Origin of the sequence: Winogradskyella ursingii (genome assembly GCF_013403975.1) — a bacterium.
Lineage (GTDB): Bacteria > Bacteroidota > Bacteroidia > Flavobacteriales > Flavobacteriaceae > Winogradskyella > Winogradskyella ursingii.
This window is the reverse complement of sequence record NZ_JABFDH010000001.1, coordinates 350,073-363,959: the sequence shown is the minus strand read 5'-3', so window position 1 is coordinate 363,959 and position 13,887 is coordinate 350,073. Positions and strand designations below refer to the sequence as shown.

Genomic DNA, 13,887 nt, shown 5'->3' with positions numbered 1-13,887 from the left:
AATTCAGTAGTATATAAATGAACAAGAGCACTTTTAAAATCAGTAAAATGGACTGCCCTTCGGAAGAGCAGATGATTCGGATGAAGTTGGAGTCTTATGCCAAAGTAAAACATTTGGATTTTGATATTCCCAACAGGAAATTGGAGGTATACCACGAGGACGGTATCAAGGCGATACAAACGTCTATAGCGAGCTTAAAACTTGGGGATTCCTTTGAGGGAACCACAGAAGCCGAACCACCCGTACTGGAAGACCAATCCAAACAAAAAAGAATCCTTTGGTGGGTCTTGGGCATCAACTTTGGCTTTTTCGTTATCGAAATGACCACTGGTTGGATATCTGGCTCAATGGGACTTATAGCGGATTCGTTGGATATGCTGGCAGATTCCATTGTATATGCGCTAAGCCTATTCGCGGTAGGCGGTGCCATTTCCAGAAAAAAGAAGGTCGCAAAATTCAGCGGATACTTTCAGATGGCATTGGCAACACTTGGGTTTGTAGAGGTTTTGCGAAGGTTTTTTAGCGATACCGAAACACCTTTGTTCCAATGGATGATTATCGTTTCGATTTTCGCATTGGTAGGTAATTTGATATCGCTCTGGCTTATCAACAAAACCAAGAGCAAAGAGGCCCATATGCAGGCAAGTGCCATTTTTACGTCCAATGATATCATTGTCAATGGTGGTGTTATAGTAGCAGGGATACTGGTTTATTTTCTGAATAGTAAATGGCCCGATTTGGTGATTGGCGGCATCGTTTTCACGTTTGTAATGCGTGGCGCATTAAGAATTTTAAAATTGTCGAAGTAGCTTTAAGTAAACCTTGAAATAGAAAAAAAATAAATCAATAATAAAAATGAATATTTGGCTTTGGGTAGTAGTATTAGGATTGGCAGCTTGGGCGGCACATTGGGGTGCGGACAAACTGTTGACACCTTTAAAGATGCTCAGAAAACAATGGGGGCTTACCGCTTCGGCAGGGGCGGCATTCCTTGCCATTGTGACCGCCAGCCCAGAAGTGGCCATAAATATTACCAGTGCAGCAAGGGGCGTATCGGATATTGGTCTGGGCAATCTACTGGGTTCTAATATTATTTCCATACCGTTGATGGTAACCATAGCCTATTTCGCTTCGCGAAAGCGATTCAAGAACAACAAGGAGCATCAAAAACACCTCGACAACAAGGTGCTTTCCCTGAATAAACGTTCCGTTTCCGTCCTGTCCCTACCTTATTTGGGAATTATCGCCCTTGTAGCCCTTTTGACTTTACCTAAAGCTTGGCGCGGACTTCAACCTGTGGATGGCTGGATTATGCTTGCGGCATATGCTGTTTTTCTGGCTCACGCCATCATAAAAGGAAGGGAAAAGGGAAAAAAAGTAGAATGGGATAAAAAGCAGATTTGGTTATCGGTCGCGGGAGCTTTGGCGATAGCTGTAGGGGCTTTTTTCATCGTAAAAGCAACTGAAAATATTGTTTCTGCCCTAAGTATCTCTGAAATGGTCGGCGGACTGTTCATTACGGGAATAATGACTACCGCCCCCGAAATATTTAAGACCTGGAGCGTGGTGAAAGGAGGCGAAGTAACGGCAGGCACCACCAGTGTTATCGCAGATAATGCGGTTACGATGACGGTAGCCTTTTTCCCATTGGCACTGGTAACCACCCCTATCGAAGATTTTCAGTTGTTCTGGGTGAACCTTGCCTTCGTTGGGCTGATGCCGCTTTTGTATTCAGTATTTGTCCATCAGAGCAAGGAGCTTCACGGTTTTAGCAAGTGGCAGATATTAGTGTTCGATGCGGCGTATATAGTTTATCTATTGACAATGGTGTTCTTTGTTCTAAAGCTATTTTAAATATGAAGAATGAACTGTTCAAAGATTATCAAAAGAAGTTCGAAGTATTGGGTAAAAGTATTAAAAACGTGAACAAATTATTACTAATAAATATAACTTAAAACATATGAAAACAAGTGTAAAAAATTGTACAGCTTTATCGCTATTGCTTCTATTATATGGTATTTCATTTGCTCAAAATCAAAATGTTCAAAATATCTTGAATGAAGTAAAAATAGATTCAATGACATTTTTCGTAGCCCAACTCACTGGAGAAGAACCTGTGATTATCGGGGGCAACCCTGATATGATTATTTCACGACATAAGGACCACCCTGGTAATGAAAAAGCTTTTCAATTCATCAAGGAAAAATTCCAGACCTACGGACTTCAGTTGGATTCCCTACAGTTTAGTTCAACTGGGAAAAATCTTTTTGGAATAAAAGAAGGAATGCTTTATCCCGATGAAAAATTTATTATTGGCGCCCATTATGACAATGTTTCGGGCGTACCGGGAGCCGATGATAATGCAAGTGGTACGGCGGCTGTAATGGAAGCGGCGAGAGTCTTTTCTGAATACGATTTCCCTTATACTATTATTTTTGCATTATGGGATGAAGAAGAACAAGGACTAATAGGTAGTGATGCTTATGCATCTTCTGCGGCGTCTTCAAACGAAAATATTCTGGGATATATCAATATGGATATGCTTGGCTGGGACGGTAATAACGATAATGTTGCTGACATTCACGTGAGACCAGTTGCTTCCTCTCTTGTACTCTCGGATAAGGCTATGGCAGCAAATATTGATTATACTATTGGCTTAAGTATACATTTAGTAAATCCAGGAATTTCGGCCACGGACCACGCGTCATTTTGGAATAATGGATTTAGTGCTATTGGAATTAACGAAGAATATGATGGCGACTTTAATCCTTTTTGGCACACACCGTCTGATACCCTTGGGCAATTTAACGTGCCATTTTATGAAAAATGTGCGAAGCTCGCCTTTGCCACTTTAGGGGAATGTGCGTTGTCATCAACATTAGGGCTTAACAATATTACTGAACAAAATATGATAAATGTTTACCCCAATCCAGCTTCGAATAAAATCTATATCGACGCAATGGAAACAATTGAGAGCGTCATCGTATACAATACGCTGGGCATTCAAGTGGGTAATATCAATTTAAGGGATACATCTCAAGTTGATACAAGTTCATTTACAGACGGGTTATATTTTTTTCATATACAGACTAAATCCTCAAACTATAGTCCAAAAATAATTATACAACATTGATATGGCAGAATTAAAAAAATCCTTGGGTACCCTTCGACTCACTTTTTATGGTGTAGGAACGATTGTTGGTGCAGGAATCTATACAGTAATTGGCGCAGCTGCCGGACAGGCGGGAACAGACCTTTGGTTGAGTTTTATTTTTGCTGCCATCGCGGCCAGTGTATCGGCAATGTCCTATGCAGAGTTGTCCTCTACCTATCCTAATGCTGGCGCGGAATTTATTTTTGTACGGAAAGCGTTTCCAAAAATCGACATTCCATCGTTTCTAACAGGTTGGACGATTGCATTTCACAGTTCGGCCACCATCGCCGCCGTGCTACTTGCCTTTTCAGGATATTTCAATACCTTTTTTAATGTTCCTTCCCTTTTAATAAGCTATGGTGTACTATTGGCACTCTCGTTAATAAGCATTACGGGCATCAAAAAATCTTCTACTGCCAATATCATTATGGTGAGTATTCAGCTATTGGGACTGTTTATTCTTATTGCGGTTGGACTTTCAGAAACAGGTCCGCCAAAAGCCGAATTTTTTCAAGTGGAATCCTTTTCCGGCACCTTGGCAGCTACTGCTACCTTATTTTTTGTTTATACAGGCTTCGAGCATATGGCGGCATTGGGTTCTGAGGTAAAAAATCCGGGCAAGACAATTCCCAGGGCATTTTTATTGACAATGGTCTTTACAACTATTATTTACCTACTAATATCTTTTACGGTACTCAATATAAGTGACCCCGCAGAAATAGCAAAGGTAGATTCCCCATTGTCGCTGGCCGCTTCAAATTTAAATTCCTGGTTACCAATAGCCTTGGCAGTTGCGGCACTTTTTGCTACGGCCAATGCGGCTTTTAGTGGCATTATTTCCATTAGCAGGTTACTTTTCGGTATGGCAAGTGTGGGCGAACTTCCAAAAGTTATGACCAAGACTAATGTACAAAAAGTACCTTGGGTAACAACCCTCGTTGTTATGGCTGCTGTCGCTGCATTTCTGTTATTGGGTGATATTAAAATCGTTGCGGGAATGTCATCATTGGGCGCGTTACTTGTTTTTGTTGCCGTGAATATCGCCCTGATTGTGCTGCGTTTTAAAGCACCTGACAAAGAAAGGCCCTTTAGAGTTCCCCTATCAATCGGGAAAGTACCTATACTACCTATTTTGGCAATACTCATCAGCCTGTCTCTGGTAATCCAATTTGACTGGGAAGTTTATATTGCGTTTGTCGGTGCGATTATAGTGGGCATTGTCTTGGACTATTTTTTGGACAAAAAGTCAAAGGATGAGATAGACCCTGAAAAAGAAAAAGAGTTGTTTAACCATTAAAAGAGGAAACTATGGATTGGATGTTCGAAGATTTTAAAACCGACCTCGATGGCTTAAACCCTAAAGTACGTGAAAAGGCATTGGAAATTGCGAAAGAGCTTGTCAAAAAAAAGGACCTGCCAGCAAAAGATGCCTTACAAGAAGCTATTACAAGAGCCGAAGAATGGTTCTACGATATAGAAGGATAAAAAATTTAAAACTAAAAAATTATGTTACAAATATTGGAACTTACAAAGAAAAATTTAATTGCCACTGAAGCAAGTGGTAAACTGACCGCAAAGGATATTGAAAAGATTCATCCGCTTATTCACGCCATATTGGACCGAGGGATGAAGGTACGCTGGTATTTTGAGATGAAAGACTTTGATGGCTGGGATGTCAAGGGGTTTTGGGAAGATTTAAAGATGGATGCGGCACACGCAAACGACTATGAAAAGATTGCTATGGTGGGCGAAAAAAAATGGCAGGACTGGATAACCCAATTTATGAAGCCTTTTACCAACGCAGAAATCAGATATTTTGATTTATCTGATAAGCAGATAGCTAAAGATTGGATTAAAGCATAATATGAAAAAGAAAAACTTAAATCTAAAAGACCTGAAGACAACCTCAAATAAAAACAAAGTTTCATCACGTCTCAGCATTAGGGAATATATACCTTCCATTTTCAGCTTTGTAATGCTGATTGCAGGGATTACTTTTGATTATTTTGAAAGCTTCCCACATTTTTCGGGCTGGATTCGCATTGTATGGTATGTCGTGGCTTATCTTCCAGTCGGTTTTCCGGTGATAAGTGAAGGTTGGGAAAGCATCAAAAAAGGGGATTTCTTTACAGAGTTCTTCCTGATGTCCATAGCCACTTTAGGTGCTTTTGCCATCGGCGAATATCCCGAAGGTGTGGCCGTAATGTTGTTCTATGCTGTGGGCGAACTGTTCCAAAATGCAGCGGTCAACCGTGCAAAAGGAAATATAAAAGCCTTACTCGATATAAGACCAAATGAAGCTTTGGTTTATCGTAATAGCGATTTTGTTTCAGTAAATCCTGAGACTGTTGAGATTGGGGAAAAGATACAGGTACGTGTAGGCGAAAAAGTTCCGCTTGATGGTATTCTTCTTTCAAAAAAAGGGTCTTTTAATACTGCCGCCTTGACAGGCGAAAGCAAACCTCATACTATTGCTAAAGGTGATACCGTTTTTGCCGGAAGTATCAACCTTGATGGCGTAATCGAAATCGAGACTACTAAGGAATTTAAGGACAGTTCCATTGCACGAATTCTGGATATGGTGCAAAATGCAACTGCCAGAAAATCAAAGACCGAATTGTTCATTAGAAAGTTTGCAAGAATTTATACGCCTATCGTTGTATTCCTTGCCATCGGACTTACATTTCTACCTTACTTTTTTGTAGATAATTATGTGTTTAGGGATTGGCTGTATAGAGCATTGATATTCCTCGTGATTTCGTGTCCTTGCGCGTTGGTCATTTCTATTCCCCTTGGCTATTTTGGCGGATTGGGTGCGGCATCGCGAAACGGTATTCTATTCAAGGGTGCATCCTTTCTCGATGCAATGACTCAAGTGAACACAGTCGTAATGGACAAAACAGGAACCGTTACCAAAGGGGTTTTCAAAATCAAGGAAATCAATTCCATCACATTTGAGGAAGCCGAGTTTATGAAGTACCTGATGGCGATGGAAGAACAATCCACACATCCTATCGCCAAGGCAATTCTGGAATACAAAGCGGACGGGTCGGATTATGAGGCAACCGATGTTTCAGAAGTTGCAGGAAAAGGTTTAAAAGGAACAGTCAACGGAAAAACGGTGTTGGTAGGTAATAAGGCTTTGATGACCTCAAACAGCATAGAAGTCCCTTCGGAAACAGATGGTATCGTAGAATCAATTGTTATGGTTGCCATTGATGGAAAATTTGCAGGCTACGTAACCATTGCAGATGAACTCAAGGATGATGCGCACCAAGCCATTAAACAAATTAGAGATGCAGGGATTTCAAAGATTATAATGCTATCGGGCGATAAGGATTCTATTACTCAACAAGTTTCAAAAGAATTGAACATCGATTGGGCAAAAGGCGGACTGTTACCTGAAGATAAACTTAATGAGGTTGAAGAGCTCAAAAAACAACCTAATACGAAAGTCGCATTTATCGGTGATGGAATTAACGATGCACCCGTTTTAGCAGCAAGTGGTGTAGGTGTTGCGATGGGCGGCTTAGGAAGCGATGTCGCCATTGAAACAGCTGATGTTATTATACAGACCGACCAACCGAGCAAGATTGCACGAGCGATTAAAATTGGTCGTTCAACGCGACGAATTGTCTGGCAAAATATTGGACTTGCCTTTGGTGTAAAGGTTATTGTCCTCATTCTTGGGGCAGGTGGATTAGCGACAATGTGGGAAGCGGTTTTTGCTGATGTAGGTGTTGCTTTCCTTGCTATTCTCAATGCGGTACGATTGCAGAAAATGAAGTGGAACTAAAAGAACTTAATACGAATTTGAAATCAGAATAATAATAGAAAAATGAAGGTTATAATTAAAACTATTGTCCTGCTGTTAGTTGCGGGAAGTATTCAGAGCTGCTCACTTTTAGGTGCGGCAGGAATTACCAGTCAAGGGCAACCAACAAAGAAAGTTGAAGGCAAATTAGTCTCTACAACCACAAACTCTTCAGTAAATGTTGATCATACGATTTGGGATAATTTGTTGAGAAAGTACGTTAACAAGGAAGGCCTTGTAGATTACGAAGGTTTCAAGAAAGATTTTAAGACTTTAGAAGATTACCTGAAAATTCTTTCCACACAAGATCCAAACGACGATTGGTCTGTACCAGAATTGCTCGCCTACTATATCAACTCTTATAATGCTTACACTGTAAAGCTCATTGTAGAAAATTATCCAGTAAAAAGCATCAAGGATATTGATGGGCCGTGGACAAAACCTTATGTACCGATTGACGGTCGGGAAATAACCCTGGCGACTATTGAGAACGGTGTGTTACGTAAAATGAACGAGCCTCGCATCCATTTTGCCATTGCCTGCGCATCTATGTCGTGTCCCCCATTATTAAACGAGGCTTACACAGCAGGTAAGATAAATGAACAATTAGACCGTGTCACAAAAGATTTCATTAATAATGAAAAATTTAATGAAATTTCAGCAACTAATCCAAAGGTGTCAATGATATTCAAATGGTATGAAAAAGACTATACCGTTAATGGTAAAAAAGATGTCATTGGTTTTATCAATAAATATGCAGACACAAAAATTAATGCCAATGCCAAGCTGGAATATAAGAATTATGACTGGGACCTAAACGACCAGAAATAATTTCTCTTAAACCGGCAGGTTTTGAAAACTTGGTAGGGTTTTTAAATTGTATAAACATTCTGGCTAACTGAACAGAAGACACCTATAAATGCAACAATATAAAAAGCTGTTTTGCAGATTTAGGCCTTGTTTTATTGGCCATATTCAATGTGATTCGGTTGCAGAAAATAAATGGAAAATAATCAAAAGTAATGTATCAAAAAAGTAATTTTAAAAGAAACAAAAAAAAGCGAAAAACATCGAATACCAATATCACAAAAAAGGATAAGTTGATAGGGATTCTTGCAATAACCCTCGTAGTAATAGCTGCATTTCTATTGTACTATTTCGTTTTTAAAGGGAACATTCATAAGCACTGATTCTTAAACCTTGTTGATTATCGACAAAACAAACTAAATTTTTAAGCCCCAAAATTGCCGTGATTTATAATGTGGGTTTTATTTTATTAACAATTAAACCCATATTAAATTTGGAAAATCAAATAATCAAAATAATAGACGATTACAAAAATGAGATAATAGACATAGAGGAATCCGACTTAAAAGATTTTAATGTTATTGAAAGAGGAATAACAGTCTCAAGAAGATATTTGCAAAAACTACGCTTGTACATTAGAGAGAATGATTTTATAGATGAGGATGATGAAATAAAATTTTTCAAAAAACACAAACCTTATGTTTACAGTAGGTTAAAATTCTATGCAAAATTGTATAATTTTTTGATTAACAGACCTGCGGGAACTATCCAAACACAACAAATATTTATTGACGAAGAAATTCAGAAACTTCAAGATAGTATCCGACGAAATATTGACTTTGTTAAATATTACAGAGAAGAATCGACTGTTTTAGATGAATTTTACTTTCTAAGAGGGAAAGACAAAATCAGTTTGGTCTCAAACACCTCTCATTTTTACACGGATGCTGAATTTTCCACAAGCCACAATAATGCGATTGCTAAAATTATGGCATATGATCTATTAATAAATCATTACGTTCAGGAATTAAGCTATTTGAGGGACCTATCTTACGGTATTCAAAGTAAGTTAAATACTCTTGCCAACGGTGAGCGCCTTGGCTGGACCGCTTCAAAAACAGACCTTATCGAATTGATTTATGCCTTGCAGGCATCTGGAGCAATAAAAAGTGGTACAGCAGGAATTAAAGAAATGGCTTCTGCCTGTGAGGACATTTTTGAGCTTAAGCTTGGTAATGTATACAGAACTTTTCTGGAAATAAGGGAACGCAAAATCGACCAAACAAAATTTATTGATAGACTTAAATCAACACTTTTAAGGCGAATGGAAGAAACGGACGGTTAACATTCTGAATTTAAACAGTGTTAAAATTTTTCCCAAGTTGGGTGGAACTTGGGAAAAAATAAAATTAATTTTAGTTATCATCATTTGGCATAGATAATTTTAAGAGCATCTTATAAATTTATTCAATTTAAACCATTGAAAATGAGCAAATAAAAACACCCTACTTGGGTGCAACTTGGGATTAAAATCCAATAAACCTACCCAAATTTGTAGAACGAAAGTCAAATCAAAGATTCACGAACTCAATTTTATTAAAATATTAAAGTTTGTGAGCTAAATCAGGTCAGGGACTATCAATTAAAAGTACAAACCCAGATAGTCCCTTTCCATTAAAACCGTTCTATTATGCCGACAAGTATTATTACCACAGACGACCTTCGGGAATTCAAAATGGAATTGCTCGATGACATTAAACAATTACTGACAAGACAAGCCAGCGGGAAACTAAAAAAATACCTCAAATCCTCTGAGGTTATGGACTTGCTTCAAGTAAGTCCGGGAACACTTCAAAATCTGCGCATCAATGGCACTCTGCCCTACACTAAAGTTGGCGGAATCATTTATTACGATGCCGAGGAAATCCAAAATGTTATGAACGCAAATCGCGTTCAACACGGTCTAAATTCTTAAGCGATGAACTATATAAAGCTACTTAATGCGGCTTTTGAGAAGTTCTATTTTGATAACCGCCTTAATCCATCGCATATCAGCCTGTATATGGCGCTGTTCCAAGAATGGAACAGTTGCCGATTTATGGATGAGTTTTACGTGAACCGCAGGGATTTAATGCGATGTGCCAAAATAGGTTCAAAATCCACATACCATAGATGTATTGTGGAACTGGATTCTTGGCAATACCTTTCTTATTTCCCTTCCAACAATCCATACAAAGGCAGCAAAATAAAGATGTCCATTATCGGGACAAGTGATGAACCACTTGTGGGACAGTATAATCCCATATTAGAACAGCTTGCGGAACAGTACCTTCCCAGAGGTGTACCGCTTGAGGGACACCACCATCCCAAAAATGGACAGGTTGTAAACCAACACCGTCCCATAGGTGGACAAGCATTGGTATCTACTACAAACAATATCAAACAAGAAAACTATATAAAACAGCCAAAGGGCAGACAGGCCGTTATTTTATTTTTTGAAGAAAAAGGGTTTGATGCCGATGAAGCTGAAAAATTCTATGAGCACTATGCAGAACGTGAGTGGCAAACAAGCGATGGCAAACCTATTCGTGATTGGCGTTCATTAGCCACAAATTGGATGGACAGAACCGAATTATACAACAAAGAAAACGAATCAAACAAAAAACAAGCGTCCCAAATCAAGGACAACTTGCGAACCACTAAAGACAAAGACTATGGACAACCCCTCTAAAATTACTGAAGGTGGCGTAGAATATTCGTTGGGCAAGTTTGATGGAAAAAACGTCCTCTACGATTTTCCAAAAATCTTGATTTACTTGAATGCAAAGGGCAAACTGTTGTTTGGTAAAAGATTCAGGATTTACGATGAGGATAAAGATATTTTACTGAAGCTCTGTTCCTACTTCATCAAAGACAAAGACAACTGTGAGACTTACGGTATTGACATTGACAAAGGCATTTTGCTTTCTGGACCCGTTGGATGCGGAAAGACCAGTTTAATGAAATTACTGCGTCATTTGGTGCCATTGCAACGTCCTTACGAAATGATTCCTTGCCGGAACGTAACCTTCAGCTTTAATCATTTAGGTTTTAAAACAGTCGAAGAATATGGTAACACCAAATTTTACTGTTTTGATGATTTGGGTGTGGAACCCTTTGGCAGATTCTATGGAAAGGATCTGAACGTAATGGGCGAAGTGCTCTTATCCCGATACGAGCTTTACTTACAAACCAAACATAAAATAAAAACCCACGCCACCACAAACCTCAATGCCGAAGAACTGGAAGAACGTTATGGCAACCGTGTACGTAGCCGAATGCGTGAACTGTTTAATTTGATTGCTTTTGATACAAAAGCTGGGGACAAGAGGAAGTGAATTATGCAATAATAGAGCTTAAAAATTACCAAACTATTTAGAAATAATTGAAAACTATTTTTGCGAGTATTCGATTTCGCTATATTAGAAGCTTAAAATTTTTAATTTAATATGACGGATCTATTCGACCAAACTTCAAAAAAAATTGATCATCAAGAACTTTTCTTTAAACTATATCAAGCAAAAGACGAGAGTGATTTAATAAATATTATCAACACTTACCATTCAATATTTGATGACTCAAACTGGAAACCACTTGGTGGAAATTTTAGTAATTATGGTGTAGTAAAAAACCAACAGTCAAGCCCCATTGCTGCTTTAATAGAAAAAGTAACCAACGCCATAGATGCTATACTTACCAAAGAATGTATTCTTTCAGGAATTGACCCAAAATCTGATGTTGCACCAAGAACTATGGACGAGGCTATTCAAAGATTTTATCCAGAAAATAATTGGGATTTACCTTCATTTCGCAAAAAACAAGCTGAGAACATTCAAATTATTGCTGACGGAAAGGGACCACGGAACCAGCGGAACCAACATCCAACATCGGTAATTGTCTATGATAACGGTGAAGGTCAGCACCCAGAAAACTTCGAGGACACCTTCCTCTCACTACTTCGAGGTAATAAAAATGATATTCACTTCGTACAGGGTAAATATAATATGGGCGGAAGCGGTGCCATTGTATTCTGTGGAAAGAAAAGATATCAGCTCATTGCTTCAAAGCGTTACACTAATGATGGTGATTTTGGATTTACCTTGGTACGTGAGCATCCTAAAAAAGAATCTGACCAAGCAAAAGAAACCTGGTACGAATATTTACTTATTGATGGAAAAATCCCATCTTTTACAATAACGAAATTAGACCTTGGACTTAACAATCGTCAATTTGAAACTGGCACCATATTAAAACTCTATTCGTATCAATTTCCTAAAGGCTATTCTGGTTTTGCCCAAGATTTGAACCAAAGTGTCAATGAATTTTTGTTTCAACCGGCACTACCAATCTTAACGGTTGATACAGCAGAGCGTTACCCGAACAATAAAGTTCTTGACAATGACCTGTTTGGATTAAAAAGACGTTTGGCAGCTGAGGAATCCGAATATTTGGACGAAAGCTTTTCAGAGAACTTTTCAGATGATGTCTTCGGAAAGATGAAAGTGTCCTGCTACGTTTTCAAAACCAAGGTAAAGGATTACGACCTCAAGAGAACTAAAAAAGTCATACAGAACAGGTATTTTAAAAATTCAATGTCAGTTATGTTCTCACTTAATGGTCAAACCCACGGACATTATACTGCTGAGTTTATAACACGCTCATTGAAGCTCAATCTTCTTAAGAGTCACTTACTTATTCACGTGGATTGCACAGAAATGAAATATAACTTTCGCAAGGAATTATTTATGGCCTCTCGCGACAGACTAAAAGATGGTGACGAAACCCAATTTCTAAGAAGTTATCTGGCTAAAAAACTAAGCGCGAAAGATGGAAGGTTGGCAGAGATAGAAAAGCGTCGAAAACAAGCAGTGGATATTGACACGTCCTCAAATACGAGTGATTTACTAAAAAGCTTTACAAAGAATCTACCCCTTGATTCAGAATTGGCAAAATTGCTAAACCAAACGTTTAAGCTCGACATTAAAAAGGATAAAAAAACTGAAGGACAAAAGAAACGTACTTCTACTGTAAAAGAACCCACACCTTTTGAACCTAAAAGGTTTCCATCATTTTTTCAAATTGATGCTAATAATAACAATGAAAAAGAAGCTGCAGCAATACCACTCAACGGTGAAAAGTCCATTCGCTTTTCCACAGATGTAGCTAACGACTATTTTGATAGAATTGAAGAACCCGGGGATTTAAGGGTCAGTGTGCTCAATATAAAACCAAACGATTCTAATGGCGGAAATAGACCTGGTGAACCAAAAGAAATAGATGAAGTTTTTAACGTTGTAAAAAGTAGCCCCAATAAAGGAAAAATAAGAATCTCTCTTAATCCCAAAGATGAATTAAACGTTGGCGATAGCGTTCAAATAAAAGCAAGTCTATCATCACCTAATGGTGACATAGAGGAATTGTTTTGGGTTAAAATTGCCGACAATAATAAACCAAAAGACGAAGCACCTAAAAAGGAAAGTGATAATGATTTATTGGGATTACCAAAGTTGGTTTTTATGTACAAGAACGTAGATGTAAATTCTGATACAGACGTTACTTGGGCAGCTGTTGAAGAAGCCACAAGCCTTGATGTAGATTATTCAACGGTTATGATTCCGGATGCTGAAGGGGACTTACTTAATCGCATTTTCATCAATATGGACAGTACTGTATTGAAAAACTTCAAGTCGAAAGAAAGGAATATCAACCACGAGCAATTAGAACTTGCTAACCGAAAATATTACACCTCAGTATATTTTCACACCTTATTTCTTTACACTATAAGCAAAAATAGAGGTTATGAAATCAGGCAAAAAGTAGAAGGTAAAGATGATTTAGAACACGTTGATTTGGGCCAATACCTTAAGGATTTGTTTGACCATTACTACTCAACCTTTATTTTAAATTTTGGCGGGATGGAAGCAATGATGCAAGGAATTGGCGATTAAAATTTAACATTTTTCTGCCCAATTTCTGTAGCGTAAAAATAAAGTCACTATTACCCGTCGCAATAGTTGTTAATGGTTTAAATAATCCTATTTTTGTAAGGACAATTTTTGTCTCTAAAATAAAA

At 38.2% G+C, this 13,887-nt stretch carries 13 protein-coding genes; all 13 read left to right on the top strand.

The annotated features are described in order from the left end of the window. The first annotated feature begins 17 nt into the window (after window positions 1–17). Window positions 18–809 (top strand): cation diffusion facilitator family transporter, encoded by a 792-nt coding sequence (locus HM983_RS01725; RefSeq protein WP_179343532.1) that lies wholly within the window; start codon window positions 18–20, stop codon window positions 807–809. A gap of 46 nt (window positions 810–855) precedes the next feature. Next, window positions 856–1,854, top strand: a complete 999-nt coding sequence (locus HM983_RS01720; protein ID WP_115122650.1) for a sodium:calcium antiporter — start codon at window positions 856–858, stop codon at window positions 1,852–1,854. Between the two features lie 106 nt (window positions 1,855–1,960). Beyond that, window positions 1,961–3,133 (top strand): M28 family peptidase, encoded by a 1,173-nt coding sequence (locus HM983_RS01715; RefSeq protein ID WP_115122649.1) that lies wholly within the window; start codon window positions 1,961–1,963, stop codon window positions 3,131–3,133. Between the two features lies 1 nt (window position 3,134). Beyond that, window positions 3,135–4,451, top strand: coding sequence for an APC family permease (locus tag HM983_RS01710; protein ID WP_115122648.1), 1,317 nt, complete (start codon window positions 3,135–3,137; stop codon window positions 4,449–4,451). A gap of 11 nt (window positions 4,452–4,462) precedes the next feature. Then, on the top strand, window positions 4,463–4,639 hold the full coding sequence (locus HM983_RS01705) for a hypothetical protein (protein ID WP_170134715.1): 177 nt from the start codon (window positions 4,463–4,465) through the stop codon (window positions 4,637–4,639). Window positions 4,640–4,660: 21 nt separating this feature from the next. Then, a complete protein-coding gene (locus tag HM983_RS01700; protein WP_115122647.1) occupies window positions 4,661–5,017 on the top strand; it encodes a SpoIIAA family protein in 357 nt (118 codons plus the stop codon). Window position 5,018: 1 nt separating this feature from the next. After that, complete coding sequence (locus HM983_RS01695) at window positions 5,019–6,950, top strand: heavy metal translocating P-type ATPase (protein WP_115122646.1); 1,932 nt, start codon at window positions 5,019–5,021, stop codon at window positions 6,948–6,950. A 42-nt stretch (window positions 6,951–6,992) separates the two neighbouring features. Continuing rightward, window positions 6,993–7,799, top strand: a complete 807-nt coding sequence (locus HM983_RS01690) for a DUF547 domain-containing protein (protein WP_115122645.1) — start codon at window positions 6,993–6,995, stop codon at window positions 7,797–7,799. Between the two features lie 469 nt (window positions 7,800–8,268). Continuing rightward, the gene (locus HM983_RS01685; protein ID WP_179343530.1) at window positions 8,269–9,120 is read left to right on the top strand and encodes an RteC domain-containing protein; all 852 of its coding nucleotides are present in this window, start codon (window positions 8,269–8,271) and stop codon (window positions 9,118–9,120) included. Window positions 9,121–9,465: 345 nt separating this feature from the next. Continuing rightward, on the top strand, window positions 9,466–9,750 hold the full coding sequence (locus tag HM983_RS01680) for a helix-turn-helix domain-containing protein (RefSeq protein WP_179343528.1): 285 nt from the start codon (window positions 9,466–9,468) through the stop codon (window positions 9,748–9,750). Window positions 9,751–9,753: 3 nt separating this feature from the next. Continuing rightward, entirely contained in the window at window positions 9,754–10,506 is a 753-nt protein-coding gene (locus tag HM983_RS01675) for a hypothetical protein (RefSeq protein ID WP_179343526.1), read from the top strand. Beyond that, entirely contained in the window at window positions 10,490–11,152 is a 663-nt protein-coding gene (locus HM983_RS01670; protein WP_179343524.1) for an ATPase, read from the top strand. The genes HM983_RS01675 and HM983_RS01670 overlap by 17 nt, the downstream gene beginning before the upstream one ends. Window positions 11,153–11,263: 111 nt before the next feature. Continuing rightward, window positions 11,264–13,762, top strand: a complete 2,499-nt coding sequence (locus HM983_RS01665) for a hypothetical protein (RefSeq protein ID WP_218841798.1) — start codon at window positions 11,264–11,266, stop codon at window positions 13,760–13,762. Window positions 13,763–13,887 lie beyond the last annotated feature (125 nt).